11 protein-coding genes and 1 tRNA gene are annotated in these 14,839 nt (G+C 48.4%); 3 read left to right on the top strand and 9 right to left on the bottom strand.

Annotation, left to right across the window (positions count from 1 at the left end):
- Positions 1-32 precede the first annotated feature (32 nt).
- The 6 genes from Q0R37_RS04665 to Q0R37_RS04640 all read right to left on the bottom strand — a co-directional run bounded on the left by Q0R37_RS04665 (position 33) and on the right by Q0R37_RS04640 (position 6,784).
- Complete coding sequence (locus Q0R37_RS04665) at positions 33-1,091, bottom strand: M15 family metallopeptidase (RefSeq protein WP_294751902.1); 1,059 nt, start codon at positions 1,089-1,091, stop codon at positions 33-35.
- A gap of 265 nt (positions 1,092-1,356) precedes the next feature.
- Positions 1,357-2,148, bottom strand: coding sequence for an AraC family transcriptional regulator (locus Q0R37_RS04660; RefSeq protein ID WP_294751899.1), 792 nt, complete (start codon positions 2,146-2,148; stop codon positions 1,357-1,359).
- A gap of 60 nt (positions 2,149-2,208) precedes the next feature.
- Complete coding sequence (gene scfB / locus Q0R37_RS04655; protein ID WP_294751896.1) at positions 2,209-3,576, bottom strand: thioether cross-link-forming SCIFF peptide maturase; 1,368 nt, start codon at positions 3,574-3,576, stop codon at positions 2,209-2,211.
- 70 nt (positions 3,577-3,646) lie between these two features.
- Positions 3,647-3,784 carry a six-cysteine ranthipeptide SCIFF gene (scfA, locus tag Q0R37_RS04650; RefSeq protein ID WP_019679123.1) on the bottom strand — a complete coding sequence of 46 codons (138 nt, stop codon included), beginning with the start codon at positions 3,782-3,784 and terminating at the stop codon, positions 3,647-3,649.
- A 118-nt stretch (positions 3,785-3,902) separates the two neighbouring features.
- Entirely contained in the window at positions 3,903-4,844 is a 942-nt protein-coding gene (locus Q0R37_RS04645) for a dockerin type I domain-containing protein (protein WP_294751892.1), read from the bottom strand.
- A gap of 14 nt (positions 4,845-4,858) precedes the next feature.
- A complete protein-coding gene (locus Q0R37_RS04640; protein WP_294751889.1) occupies positions 4,859-6,784 on the bottom strand; it encodes an ABC-F family ATP-binding cassette domain-containing protein in 1,926 nt (641 codons plus the stop codon).
- Between the two features lie 778 nt (positions 6,785-7,562).
- On the opposite strand from Q0R37_RS04640, the gene Q0R37_RS04635 reads away from it, so the two are divergent.
- The 3 genes from Q0R37_RS04635 to Q0R37_RS04625 all read left to right on the top strand — a co-directional run bounded on the left by Q0R37_RS04635 (position 7,563) and on the right by Q0R37_RS04625 (position 11,448).
- Positions 7,563-9,800: a substrate-binding domain-containing protein gene (locus tag Q0R37_RS04635; protein WP_294751886.1), complete on the top strand. Its 2,238-nt coding sequence runs from the start codon at positions 7,563-7,565 to the stop codon at positions 9,798-9,800.
- Positions 9,790-10,137 carry a TerY-C metal binding domain-containing protein gene (locus Q0R37_RS04630; RefSeq protein WP_294751883.1) on the top strand — a complete coding sequence of 116 codons (348 nt, stop codon included), beginning with the start codon at positions 9,790-9,792 and terminating at the stop codon, positions 10,135-10,137. The genes Q0R37_RS04635 and Q0R37_RS04630 overlap by 11 nt, the downstream gene beginning before the upstream one ends.
- Before the next feature lie 204 nt (positions 10,138-10,341).
- The gene (locus tag Q0R37_RS04625) at positions 10,342-11,448 is read left to right on the top strand and encodes a cation diffusion facilitator family transporter (protein WP_294751880.1); all 1,107 of its coding nucleotides are present in this window, start codon (positions 10,342-10,344) and stop codon (positions 11,446-11,448) included.
- Positions 11,449-11,572: 124 nt separating this feature from the next.
- Here Q0R37_RS04625 and Q0R37_RS04620 read toward each other — a convergent pair whose 3' ends face one another.
- The 3 genes from Q0R37_RS04620 to Q0R37_RS04610 all read right to left on the bottom strand — a co-directional run bounded on the left by Q0R37_RS04620 (position 11,573) and on the right by Q0R37_RS04610 (position 14,627).
- Entirely contained in the window at positions 11,573-13,489 is a 1,917-nt protein-coding gene (locus tag Q0R37_RS04620) for a fructose-1,6-bisphosphatase (RefSeq protein WP_294751878.1), read from the bottom strand.
- Positions 13,490-13,501: 12 nt separating this feature from the next.
- On the bottom strand, positions 13,502-14,401 hold the full coding sequence (gene pfkB, locus Q0R37_RS04615; protein ID WP_294751875.1) for a 1-phosphofructokinase: 900 nt from the start codon (positions 14,399-14,401) through the stop codon (positions 13,502-13,504).
- A gap of 141 nt (positions 14,402-14,542) precedes the next feature.
- Positions 14,543-14,627 (bottom strand) — tRNA-Leu (locus tag Q0R37_RS04610).
- Positions 14,628-14,839 lie beyond the last annotated feature (212 nt).

Below are 14,839 nucleotides of genomic sequence, written 5' to 3'. Positions count from 1 at the left end.
TATGTCCCCCATATCGGGGGACATACAATGCTTTAATTCATTGTGACGGTAACTATAAAGCCGTCAACATTATTGCCCGAAACAGAATAGGTCTTGTTTGACGGGAGCGGAACCTCCGTATCGCCTGTTTTGTTTGCGGGAACATAGTATACCTGATAAAGCTTCTTGCCTGCTGCCACCTCAAGAGGATCTTCATTATTATGTCCCTTGAGAGTATCTATATACTCTTCCAGACAGAGGTTGTTCTGCTTCATGTAGACAGCGTGGGGAACTCCCACGTATCTGTAGGTATAGGTTCTTGCCTGTTCGCCCGTAAAGGTCTCCTTGCCCTCGGGGAATCTCACGATAAAGCCGTAATCGGCAGCGTGCTCGTCCACATAGCCGTAAACGCCTCTTGGCGAATAATAGCCTGCCATTGAATTATCCGCAGGATATATGCCGATATCGAAGCTCCTGCCCGTATGGTAATCGGAGTATCCGCCCTGGAACTGTGAATTGCCGTTCCAGTACTTATCGTCCTGTTCCTCCTTGGTGCGGTATGTACCTATAACGTATATATCCGAGTTGCTTTCCTCATCGTAGAAGCTGTTCATAAGAGCTGTGAGCTGATCGAGAACAGTTCTGTCGAGCTTCTGAACGAGGTCGGAAACGTGGAAATACTCGCCTGTGATATTGTCATATACGCTGACGAGCTCTATATCGTCTTCGGGGAATTTATACTCATGCTCAGAGTTTACAAGTACAAGGTCGCCCCTGTATATATCCTCTGCCTTGAATTTTTCGTTAACATACTGTGACTCCGATGGCTTCTGTCCGTCGGGAGTGCCTGTAATGAGAGAGCTTGTCTCATTGCTTGTAGTGAGCTGGTCAACAATGGAAGTTTTCTGACCTGTTGTATCACTTGTAGTCTGATTTTTGTTAGCGGAGTTCTTATCCTTGTCCTTATCCGAGCAGGCGTGCACGCATGAAGCAAGCACCACTACAAGAACTACGAGGACGAGGACTGCCGCAACAAGACGATCGTATCTTATCTTATAGCGCCTTGACGATCTGTCTCTCTTGCGGTTTCTGCGCTTATCTCCGTTATTCATAAAAAGAAATCGCTCCTTAAAGAATATTCGATCAAATCGGAAGCTGTAAAGATCACAGCTCCTTCTCGCATCTGTATTCCGCACATAAGGCGGTCTATCTCTAAGTTAAGTTGTCCTTTGACTTTAAAGTCAAAATTTGTTCACACTTAGTATTATATCACAACTTTTTGTACTTGTAAAGTGTTTTTTTTATTTTTTGCACTAATTTTTTATTGAAATTTGCACATTGTATACTAACAGAACACAAATGTCCACAAATTAAGGGCTATTCTTCTGCTGCCTTTGCCCGTCTCCTGTACTCTGTCGGGGTGCAGCCCTTGTGCTTTTTGAACTGACGCATAAAGTATGACTCGCTGTCGTAGCCGCAGAGCTCTGCGACCTCCGTAACGGTATTGTCTGTATTTTTCAGCATATCCGCCGCAAATATCAGGCGGCTCTCTATGACGTCCTGACGGCAGGTAACGCCGAAGGCTTCAAAATAAAGGCGGTGGAAGTAGGTACGGCTTATATTGAGCTCGCTGCACATCTCATCCACAGACCATGTATTCACAGGGTCTTCGTATATAGAGTCGCGGAGCTTTTTCAGCTTCGTGTAATACGGTATCCTTTCCTCGGGAGTCTTTTCAGCGGACTCAGAAGCGTCGACGAGGGCTATGAATATCAGCCGCATGGAAAGCTCCATGAACTCGCTGAAATGCTTTCCCCTGTGCATGGACTGGGACTGCATGGAGCGCAGAGCCCCTGCTATGACAAAATCGTCATCCAGCTCGATGGGAACGTCCTGTCTGAGGTTCATGGAAGCTATATACTGCCTGTCTGCGGCAGAGGTCTTGAAGCTTACGATATCGTACCGCATGGGTGTGCCCTTCACAGGGCGGAAGCTCTGCTTGTAGCCGCTCGTCAGAAGCGCCGCGGAAGCCCGCGAAGTACGCTTGACGATGCCGTTTTCGATATACTCAACGGGAGTCCTGAAAAGCAGCAGCACGGGGTCGGCGCCCATTTCACCGCCGAGGGTGCTTGTGTGCCTGCAATTGAGCTGTATGCGGTTTATCTTCATAGTATCCCCCCAGACTTCCGAAACAAACCATAGAGGCGGCAGATGCCGCCCGTTATCTTATTATTCTGCTGTATCCGCCATTTTAACAGCCTTCATCATTATAGCGCACTCAAGGCGCTTCTTTTCAAGCTGACATGATATCTTGTGAGCTGTTCTGATATCGCCCATATACTGGTAATTATTGGCGTTGCAGCCGCCGCTGCAGTAGAACTTCGCCCAGCACTCGCGGCAGTCAGGCTTTGAGTAAACATGAGCCCTTGCGAAGTCGGCTTTCATTTCCTGATCGAAGGTACCCTCGTCTATATTGCCCATTTTGTACTCGTCGATACCCACGAACTGATGACAAGGGAAGATATCTCCGTCGGGAGTTATAGCCACATAGTCATTTCCGCAGCCGCAGCCCCTGAGCCTTTTTATAGCGCAGGGACCCTGATCGAGGTCCAGCATAAAGTGGAAGAAATTGAACTTTTTGCCTTTCTTTTCGTTTTCGAGGAGCTTCAGCGCAAGCTTTTCGTACTCCGCAAAAACAGCAGGAAGCTCCTTTTCCGTAAGCGCGTATATATCATCATCGCCCACAACAGGCTCTACGGATATCTGGTCGAAGCCTGCCTCGTTGAGAGCAAACACATCGTTTGAGAAATCGAGGTTCTTGTTGGTAAAGGTTCCTCTTACATAGTATTCCTTATCGCCTCTGCCCGCAACGAGCTTCTTGTACTTGGGCATAATAATGTCATAGCAGCCCTGACCGTTGGGCAATACGCGGAAATAATCGTTTACTTCCTTTCTGCCGTCAATGGAGAGGACTACGTTGGACATCTCGCGGTTGATGAAGTCTATCTTTTCATCGTCGAGAAGAAGTCCATTGGTGGTGATAGTAAAACGGAACTTTTTATTATATTCCTTTTCGCGGCTCCTTGCGTACTCCACTACCTGCTTTACAACGCCGAAGTTCATAAGGGGCTCGCCGCCGAAGAAATCAAGCTCAAGGTTTGGACGGTCCCCCGAATTCTCAAGGAGGAAGTCGATAGCGTGCTTGCCCGTCTCAAAGGACATGAGCTTTCTGCCCTTGCCGAAATCGCCTGTGGAAGCAAAGCAGTACTTGCAGCGCAGCTGACAGTCGTGAGCGATATTGAGGCACATTGCCTTTACGGGAGAAGCTACGGAGTACTGAGCGTACTTCTCATAATCGTCCTCGGAGAAGAGTATCTTGTCGTTGTAAAGCTCCACTATCTCGTTATAGCAGTCCCTGATATCCTCGGGAGAATAGGACTTTGAGAGCTTGTCCACCACTTTCTGAGGACATTCCGCTTCAAAGGGCGGCTCCACATTATCGAGGAGATCGTAGGTGAGCTCGTCCACAAGATGGACTCCGCCGCTGTTGACGTCAAGTACGATATTAAGCCCGTTAAGCTTATATTTATGTATCATTTCAAATACCTCTATTCAAAAAATATGAGGCAGCATTTTCATACTGCCTCGACTAAACTTAGTGTTCAGCTTATCTCTCGCACTTCTGATTTGCAACTGTGCATGAAGTCTTGCAAGCTGACTGGCATGAAGCCTGACACTTGCCGCAGCCGCCCTTCTGAGCGGATTCCTTGAGATTAGCCTTATTGATAGTCTTGATGTGTTTCATTTTTTAACCCTCCATAGGAATGATACGGCTCGTGCCGTAAATTACTGATTAATATTATACCATACATTGAAGTACAATGCAATAGCTATCAAAAATAATTTACTTTTTTACCTATATCTTATTCTTCGTTAATGCTGTCATTGACGAAATTGTATATGTCGATATAGGTGCCCGATGTATAGTGCAGACCGTCAACTGTTGCGAAACTGTTCCAATTGAGGAAACTGTATGAATCGAGGAAAGTGATCCTGCTGTCCAGACCGTCTCTTACAATATTGTTGAACTCTTCAATGCCCGAATTGAGTCTCGCGTAGGAACCGCTGCACGGATTAACTGACAGGACGATCACCTTGTTGTTATCAAGGAATTCGTCAGGCAGACTATTGTACCAATTGAGATATGCACGGCTGTTGTGCAGATCATTTACACCGAGGTTGAATATTATGGTTTTATTGCGGATCTGAGTGATGCTTTCATAGTTGCGGCTGAGCAGTGCAATGCCTATGCCGACCTCTCCGAGATAGTCGATAGCCACATTATAGGACAGTCCCACTGTACGTGAGTCGCCTATCCAGAACATATCCGCATACTCGCTGTCGATACGCGGAAGAATGTACTCTTCTCCGCCATTCACAAGAGGCTGCTGAATGTCTGATATGTCGGCTGCCGGAGAAGCTGTATCATTATCTCCGCTTGTTTCCTCGTCATTTTTCTGTTTGATGCCGTGCTGTTCGAGGAAGTCTGTGAATATAGCTCCCTCATCGCTTACCGAAACGTAAGCATAGTAGGAAAGTATCATTGAAGCATCCACTGCGTCGACCATTCCGTCGCCGTTTATATCAGCGGCTGATTCCTGATACGAATAGAGGGGACTTTCCTGTCCCGATGACAATGACGCATATGCAGCAAGGACAGAAGAAGCGTCCGTTGCGTCCACCGTGCCGTCGCCGTTCACATCACCGAACACATAAAGTCCGGCTGCGCCGCTGGCAGAGATACCTGTCGGCGTAACGGCGAGCGCCGCAGCTGCGGCAAGGCTCATAAGCGTTTTGATCTTCATAGATTTACTCCTTTTCATTGGTCAAGCTCAATCAGAAGCTCGAAATCTTCATCGATCCTCTGTTTAAGCTCTTCGATCTCGGCACATTTTTTATTCATCAGCTCATAATCACTGTAGACCTCTTCTCTTCCGATCTCCTCGGTAAGAGCGTCGATCTGTGCCTGAAGATCGTCGATTTCCTTTTCAAGGCGTTTCATTTCATTTTTTCTCGCAGCGTCAGCACTTCTCTGCTGCTTGCTGCGATAGCCCTTTGCGGACTTTTCTTTTGCTGCTTCCGCAGCACGCTGTTGCTTTTCGGCGTCGAGAGCTTTCCGCTCCGCAGCCTGTTCCTCCCGCAGCACATCGAGATATTTATTGAAGCCATAGTTATGCAAACGATAGCTCCCGCCCGATAGTTCGATGAGACGGTCGGAAATTTTACTTAGCAGGTAGCGGTCATGGCTCACAAATATGACCGTTCCCGTATACTCGGCAAGTGCCTCCTCTATCGCCTCTTTTGAACTGAGATCGAGGTGGTTGGTAGGCTCGTCGAGGATGAGCACGTTTCCGTGCTCCTGCATCATTATGGCGAAGCAGAGCTTTGCCCGCTCGCCGCCGCTTATCACTCCTGTTTCCTTGAATACATTCTCCCCTACAAGACGTACCTGTGCGAGCAGACTGCGTACCTCAAGGTCTGACATGAGCGGATACCGGCTGTGGAGCTCTTCCATTACAGTGAGCTCCTTGTTAAGGTTTGTGCTTTCCTGTTCAAAATAGGAAATCTTGATATTGCTGTTCCAGCGAACTGTTCCCTTGTGCGGCAGCTGTTCCTGGATTATGCGAAGCAGCGTTGATTTACCAATGCCGTTATCGCCTATGATACCGACTTTTTCGCCTCTGCGGACTTCAAAGTCGAGGGTATCCACAAGTGTTTTGCGTGAAGCGCCTTCTCCTACGGAGATATCCACGCCCTTTACCTTGAGCACGTCTATGGGCGGCTCAACTGCATAAGTGAAGCGTATCTTCGCGTGTTTTGTGTCGTGGACGGGACGTTCTACGCGCTCGATCTTTTCGAGCTGTTTTCTGCGGCTCTGAGCCATTTTAGTAGTTGACGCGCGGACGAGGTTTCTTGCCACGTAGTCCTCCAGCTGAGCTATCTGCTTCTGCTGGAGCTCGTATTCCTTCTCGCGTCTTGCGTCGTTTTCCTCACGCTGTCTCACAAAGGCGGTATAATTGCCTCTGTAGCGTGTAAGGGTACCTCTTTCTATCTCGCAGACAGAGGTGCAGAGCCTGTCAAGGAAGTACCGGTCATGTGAAACTATGAGTATTGCGCCCTTATATGAGCGGAGATAATCCTCAAGCCACATGATCGTCTTGAAATCAAGGTGGTTCGTGGGCTCATCGAGTATGAGCAGATTGGGCTCCTCAAGCAGGAGCCTGGCGATACAAAGTCTGGTTTTTTCTCCGCCGCTGAAGCCTGAAACGGTACGTTCCAGCTCTTCTCCCGAAAAGCCCATACCGTTGAGCACCATGCGTATCTTAACATCGGTGTTGTAGCCGTCGTTGGCTTCCACCCATGAGGAGAGCTGCTGATACTCGTCAGCTGCGGAATCATCGCCCATTTCTATTTCGAGCTCAATTTCACGGAGGCGGTCTATCGCCTTATGTATAGGTGCGAATACGCTTCTCATCTCATTGATGACGGTATTCTCCGTGTTCAGTCCGCCCATCTGTTCGAGATAACCCACGGTGGTTTTGGACGCTATGGAAACTATACCGTCCTTTTCCGTGAAGCGGTCGGGGTCTACAGAGCCTGTGAGTATTTTCAGCAGCGTTGATTTTCCGCAGCCGTTGTTTCCCACAAGTCCTATCCTGTCGTTCTCATCAATGGTGAGCGAAACGTTATTGAGGACCTGATTGCCGTTATAGAATTTATTGATGTTCGTTAAACTTGCAAGCATTGCAAAATTCCTTTTTTCAGCCCTGTGTACAATCAGCGTAAGGCTTTTTTGTACAGGCTGCATTCAAATATCATGCTGTACCCATTGTGTTCCACAAAGAGGGCAGCGTATATATACAATCATAATAACACTTTCGGCAGAAAATGTCAATGGTCACGGTTAATATAATTATCATATAGCAGGTCAGCTAATTTATACAATATTCATCAAAAGCCGCGATTATTCACGTTTTTTGAATAAAATGGGAAAGGTCCCCCTGAGTCGGGAGACCTTTTCCGAGGAACATACTTATAAAAGATCATGAGAGGGATCTGATATGTCCTATAACAGGCTCATCGAACCGAAAACAGCGGTATATCCTGCGAAAGTACCTGTTGCTCACACAGGATATATCCTCCCCTGAAAGGCACGGCAGACCGACGCAAACTCCGAAACGTCAGTACAGTACAGTTTCTGCCTTCGATAAACATTATATCACTTTTTATTGCAAATACAATGAAAAATACTATTTTTTCAAGGAGATTTTTTGAAATTCCCACAACAAATATATATAATTGTCTTGCATTCGGCATATATTTATGATACAATAGTACATATAAATCAAAAATTATATATGTAGGGAACGCTGCCCCTACAACATATTTCATGTTATTTGTTGCATAAGGTACGGGACGTCGAGGATAACGTCCCATACAAAGCGAATGTTTAATTTCGGACGGATAATATCCGCCCCTACAGCTAAAGGCTCAAATCATAATTTTGCGAAAGGAGTGAGAGAATGAGCAGAAGACTGCTGATAGGTGTGATAATCGCTGACTGTCATATTGATTTCCAGTGCGAGATACTGCGCGGAATAATCACTCAGGCCTTCAAGAGCAGCTGCGATATCGCGGTAATAGCTCCGCTCCATGATTTTTCGGTACATTCCGTCCACAAGGACGCGGAAAAGTCCGTTTTCGACCTCATCCTCTCCGACAGCATCGACGGTCTCATCTATGACAGAAATACCTTCCACGATGAGGATATCTGCCGCTATATCGACAATATCTGCAAACGCTCCGAAAAGCCCGTAATGCTCCTTGACCACAACGGTCATAACAGCTTCGAGACTACCTCCGTCGATGACCGCGAAGCCTTTGAGATAATCACAGATCACCTTATAAATGTACACGGGTACAAGAAAATATACTGCCTGACAGGTCCGAAGAATACCTTCAGCGGTGAGGAAAGACTTGCAGGCTATAAGAGCTCCATGAAGAAGCACGGCATAGATATCGGCAGAAACTGGTGCGAATACGGTGACTTCTGGACAGAAGCTCCGAAAAAATACGCAAAGCGCATACTCAGCGGCGAGCTTGAACGCCCCGAGGCTGTGGTATGCGGAAACGACGTAATGGCAATAACCCTCACAAAGCTCTTTACCGACGCGGGCATCCGCGTCCCCGAAGATATAGCCGTAACAGGCTATGACGCTTCCATAGAGGGATATCAGTCCACTCCGTCCATAACCAGCTACAGCCGCCCAAATTTTCAGCTGGGAGCAGAGTCCGTAAGACGGCTGTACCGAATAATCACGGGAAAGATATGCAGCAGAGTCCCTAACGAAAACGGCGAGCTCCGCCTCGGCGAGAGCTGCGGCTGTGCCGAAAATCCCGGGCTTCGCCATAATATACAGCGGAATATCAGCATAAACAGCCGCTTTGAGTCACAGCTCCTTTACGGCGATATGCTTTTCGATATAACCAATGCGGACAACATCGCAACTTTTGCCGACAGGCTGGATAATTACACCTACTTCCTGCATAAAATGAGAAGGGTGCGTATCTGCCTTACCAGAAGCTATATCGACTCTACGGTAGACAAGAACGCCGAGGAGCTGAGCTTCCGTGCAGGCGACGACATGAAGGTAGTCCTTGCAAAATCCGCTATATGGCGCGAGTCCGAGAACCGCGGATTTTTCAGCTCGTCAGACCTCCTCCCCGATTACAGCGAGGAGCGCAGCTACCCCTCCGCTTTCTTCATATCACCTCTGCACTATAACAACAACTTCTTCGGCTACTGTGCCGTTTCTTTCGGAAAGGAGCCCCGCTCGTTCAGCTCCCTCTACATAAAATGGATAAACTACGTCAATGTAGCCCTTGAACAGGTGCGTATAAAGGCTGTCACCAAGCGCACAGTGCTAAATACCAGCAGAGCCCTGCTGTACGACCATATAACAGGTCTGCTCAACAGGAGCGGCATCGAACAGGAATTCGCTACAAAGCTCTCCGCAGGCGCAGGCAACAGCTTTATCGAGTGCGCTGCCTTTGAGCTCCACGGACTGAAAAAAGCCTACTATCAGAGCGGCGAGGAAAAGTCCAACAGTATCATGGCAGCCTTTGCAAAGAATCTCCGCTCATGTATCAGGGGCAAGGAGATATGCGGCGCATGGGCTTCACAGACCCTGTGTGTCATAAGTCCGGAAAGCGGCAGGGCAGAAGCCATATACAACGAGCTCTGCGGCAAAATAAAAGAAACACAGTTCAGCGGCGACGAGAACTGCAATATCGACTTCTCCGTGGGAGTATGCGGATTAGAAATAACTCCCTCCGCCGACCTCTCGGATGCAATGTACAAGGCGACAGTGAACCGCGTATTCACCTATACCATATCAGAGCCCACTTCAAACCCACAGTTTGAAAAGCTCTGCCTGCTGCGCAACAGGATAAAGAAAAACCCCGAGCTCCCGTGGAGCATAAGCGAAATAGCGGAAAGCCTCTACCTCAGCAAGAGCTATCTGCAAAAGATATACAAATCCTACTTCGGCAGGAGCATTATCGAGGAAATGATACAGTTCCGCATAGAAAACGCAAAGACCCTGCTCTCACAGACGGATATGACCGTTACGGAGATATCCCGTGAGTGCGGCTATTCATCATACAACTACTTCGTCCGCCAGTTCAGGTCGAGCGAGGGCTGCTCTCCGTCCGACTACCGCGACGAACAGAAAAGAAAGGCTGAAGAAAATGAAGGCTGAAGTTATACTTATGAAATGCCCCGAAGCAGGCCGTATCTACGGCGTAAGAGTCGAGGAGCGGAAGGGTGACTGGTTCAGGACATGGGCTTTCCCCGTTGACCCGAAACGTGCTTCACACGAAGGCTTCGACAGGAACGAGATAAAAGGCAACCTCTACCCTGCCGACGAATACAACGGCTGCCCCTACTGCAAATCGGTGCGCTTTGTTCAGTGCAGCCGCTGCGGCAGGCTGAGCTGCTGGAACAACGAAGAACGTATAACCTGCGGTTGGTGCGGTCTCACGGGAGATGTTGCCTCCACAGAGGACGAGATCGAAGTCAAAAGCGGAGATTATTGATAAGCAGATAATGTATCATGGCTTCTGTTATTGTCGGAGGTACTGGAAATGTCTCCGTAAAGCACGCCCTGAGCTTGAAATACGGAGTGGATATGAACTGTCTGCGCTCAGCAGCATAAGCCGTCAGCATAGCTCCCGATGATATAAAGCTGACGGACTTCCCAGAATTTGAACGGGAGATAATCCGAAGGAGAAATAAACAGTATGAACAGAGATAAAGTTATCGTCAGAACAAGTATCATAGGTATAATCGCAAATATAGCCCTTGCTTCATTCAAGGCAGTGGTAGGCGTACTCAGCTCGTCTATCGCTATCGTACTCGACGCGGTGAACAACCTCAGCGATGTTATGTCGTCAGTCATAACAATCATAGGCACAAAGCTGGCAAAAAAACGTCCCGACAAAAACCACCCCTACGGCTACGGCCGCGTGGAAAATCTCAGCACTTCGCTCATTGCGGTAATAGTCCTCTATGCGGGCGTGACTTCGCTGGTGGAGTCAATAAAAAAGATAATCTCCCCTCCTGTGCCCGACTATTCCCCTGCTGCTATTATAATAGTAGCCTCAGCGGTAGTCGTAAAGATACTTCTCGGACTCTATGTCAGGAAAAAGGGAGAGAGCGTACAATCCGACTCGCTTATAGCTTCGGGAAAGGACGCTCTGCTCGATTCCGTCATTTCCGCGGCAACCCTTATCGCCGCGCTGATATACCTCCTGTTCGATATCCGCACTGAAGCATGGCTCGGAGCTGTTATCTCCCTCGTTATCATAAAATCAGGTCTTGAGATACTCGGCGAGAGCCTCTCCAATATAATCGGCAAGCGCATAAGCAGCGAGCTTTCAAAGGAGATAAAGGAGACCGTAACCTCCTTTCCCGAGGTACAGGGAGCTTACGACCTCATACTCCACAGCTACGGTCCCGACCTGTTCATAGGCTCGGTGCATATAGAAGTCCCCGACACTCTCACCGTTGCGGAGCTCGACAAGCTGGAGCACCACATTACGGAAAAGGTACTCGGCGAGCACAGGGTTATACTTGCAGGCATAAGCGTTTACGCAGTGAATACGCAGAACGACATGGCTGCACAGATATACAGCGATATACGCAGGAACGTCATGTCCCATGAATATGTGCTGCAAATACACGGCTTCTACCTTGACGAGAAGAAAATGACCATACATTTCGATATCATCATCGACTTTGCCGCTCCCGATGCAAAGGAGCTGTACGATCATATCCTTACGGAGACTCAGGAGGCTTATCCCGATTACAATGTCAGCATCACCCTCGATTCGGATGTAAGCGACTGAACGGATTTTATTATGAGTTTTTAACGGGCGGCGGAACGCTGCCCCTATAAATATACTACTTACTACACACTCAAATGAATGAACAAGCCCCGAGGCAGAGCCTCGGGGCTTGTTGTGTATACGGCTACTTTATAGTACCTGCCTTGTAGGCTTCAAGGAGCTGACGAAGATCATTTATCTTGTCCATTATCTCTTCGCCCTTATCGGTGTCGGAAATATTCGCACGGTGCTCCAGCTTCTCTACAAGATGTATCGTGGGAGTATTGCCGCTCTCCCCTGCCACAAAGGGTTTATGCTCGGCAAGATTGAGACTGTGGGAGTCGTATATGAGAGTATATCCCGCGATACCCGTTGTGGACTGGTAAGCCTTAGAGATGCCGCCGTCTATGACGAACAGCTTTCCCTCAGCTTTTACGGGGCTCTCTCCGTTCTTTATCTTAACGGGAACGTGACCGTTTATGATATGTCCCTTTTCGGGGTCAAGTCCGAAATGCTCCAGCAGAGCCCTGCATACCTCAGCGTTCTCGGAGAATGTGTAGTATGCGTTGTAGTTTTCGGTATGGAGCTCCTTGTCCGCAAGAAGTCCGCGCTCAAAGAATGCCATTTTGTCCTTGCCGTAAAGCGGTGATATAGCTCCGCACCAGAGATACCACATGAAGTCGCCGGCGTACTCTTTCTCCGCGCCGCTGCTGAAATATGCCTGATTTGCAAGCTCGCCCAGCTTGTCGAGAAGCGCCTTGCCCGAATACTTAACGCCATGTATGCTGACGCTCTGGAACTCACCGTTTTCATCCATGGGGATACAGCCGTGGAACAGCAGATTGTTGTTGCAGGTCTTGTACATAGCTCCCTTTGCGTAAATGAAGCGGATATGCCTTTGCAGCTTTTCACTGTGGCGGAAGGAAGCTGTCAGCACCTTCATGAGCTCTTCCTCACCCTCTGATAGAGTGAGAGGAGACTTCGGGTCAACAGTGGGGAAGCTCCTGTCAAGAAGCTCATGGGGCTTTCCGTTTGCGGTGACAGTCCCGTTTACGAAGTCGGTCCTGCCGAAGAGGTCGCGGTCGGACATTTCCCATTCGGGGTGCTTTGCTATCATCTGACCTTCCAGCTTCATCTGTATGACCGTTATCGCCTTGTGCATCTTTGCCGCAAGCTTAAGGTCAACGGGGTCGTATATATTGTCGTCGAGCGCATTGGGCATATAGAGCCTGCACTCATCATTCTCGTAGGTCTCGGCGGCAAATACCGCAAGAGCTCTCAGGTTAAGGCCGTAGCCGTCCTCAAGGACGTCGAAGTTATTGTACCTCATGGCTATTCTGATAACATTTGCGATAAGGGCGCGATTTCCCGCAGCAGCTCCCATCCACGAGATGTCGTGGTTGCCCCACTGTATATCCACATCGTGCATTTTCATGAGCTCGTCGAGTATTATATCCGCTCGGGGGCCTCTGTCGAAAATATCGCCTATGATATGCAGTTTGTCTATGCATACGGACTGTATCAGCTTGCACAGGGAGATTATGAAAGTCTCGGCAATGCCTGTGCTGATGATAGCGCTGATTATCTCATCATAGTAATAGTCCTTGTTTACGTCCTCGGTGACGTTGAGAAGCTCATCAAGTATGTACACCATATCCTCGGGGATACGCTTCCTGATACGGGAACGTGTATACTTTGCGGAAACAGTCTCGCAGACCAGTATGAGCCTGTATATGCTGAGCCGCTTCCATTCGTCGGACATCTCGCCGCTGTTGGTAAGACGGGTTATCTCCTTTTCGGGGTAGTATATGAGCTCCGCAAGCTGCTGACGGTCACGGGCGGAAACTGTCTTTCCGAGAACGAGGTCGGTCTTTATTTTTATCATGCCCGAAGCGCTCCTGAGCATATGCAGAAAGGCTTCGTATTCGCCGTGGATATCGCTGAAAAAGTATTCCGTGCCCTTTGGCAGGCTGCGTATTGCCGAAAGGTTGATTATCTCGCTTGCGGCGCTTTCTATAGTGGGGTACTCCTTTGCAAGGAGACTGAGGTATTTATTGTCCATAGTCTGCTCCTTTCAGAGTTGTTTCATAAGCTGTTCTATCAGTTCTTTTTTTGCAAGTCCGTCGGAAAAGGCGGTAGCTCCGCCGCAGGCAGTGCCGAGCCTCAGTGCGCGGTCATAGTCACCGTCAGCGATGCCCGCCATAAATCCCGCAAGCATGGAGTCTCCTGCACCTACGGAGTTTTTCAGCTCGCCCTTGCAGATGCCGCACCTGTGTATCTTTCCGTTTTCGTCAAGGAGGAGAGCTCCTTTTTCCGCCATTGACACCAGTACATTACGAGCTCCCATAGTGTGGAGCTTCTCTGCATAGTGTACGGTATCTTCATCGGAAGCTATCTCAGCTCCGAAAAGCTCACCGAGCTCGAAATTATTGGGCTTTATGAGGAAGGGACGGTACTTTAACACATTCAGCAGGAGCTTTCCCGAAGCGTCAACTGCACAGCGCACATCTCTGCCCGAAAGGCTCAAAAGTATCTTTTCATATATGTCAGACGGGACGCTGTTCGGTATGCTTCCCGCAAGTATCAGCGTGTCGCCGTTCCGGATATTGCCGAGCTTGGAGAAGAGCTCCTCAAGAGCTTCACTTCCGATATGGGGACCTTGTCCGTTTATCTCGGTCTCCTCTGCGTCCTTCAGCTTTACATTGATACGGGAATTGCCCTCTCTCAGGCGGACGAAATCGGTCTCGATACCCATATCCTTCACGCCGCGCTCGATAGCTTCTCCCGTAAAGCCCGCAATGAAGCCGAGAGCTCTCGACTTTACACCAAGCTCCGCAAGAACTGCGGATACGTTTATACCCTTGCCGCCGAAGTACATCTCCTCGGAGACCGCGCGGTTCACACTGCCCAGCTTTACACCGTCCGTGCGTACAACATAGTCGATGGCAGGATTGAATGTTACTGTATATATCATAGATAAACTTCCTTGTTTTTCCGTAATATCATGTTTATTATACCATGTTCCGCGTAAAAAATCAATTGCACAAAAAAGCGTTTACCATAAGGCAAACGCTTTGCATACAAAAAAACGCGGTTTAGATTCCTAAACCGCGCTTGGTGCGAGTAATGGGACTTGAACCCATACGTCTGTCGACACACGCCCCTCAAACGTGCCTGTCTGCCAATTCCAGCACACTCGCATTGCAGTGTTTCGTGACTGCTTTAATATTATATCAGAAATCAAATCGCTTGTCAAGCCTTTTTTGAAAATTTTTTTGAAAATATTTGGTTAACATAAAAAATAATATAAGTCACTATTGACTTTTGCTTGCCGCTGATGTATAATATTAAATGTTGATGCTGATGTGGCACAGTCGGTAGCGCAACGCCTTGGTAAGGCGTAGGTCGTCGG

It is taken from the genome of uncultured Ruminococcus sp. (genome assembly GCF_946415235.1).
Taxonomy (GTDB): Bacteria; Bacillota; Clostridia; order Oscillospirales; family Ruminococcaceae; genus Ruminococcus.
The sequence above is the reverse complement of the archived record's forward strand: the minus strand, read 5'-3'. Positions and strand labels throughout refer to the sequence as shown.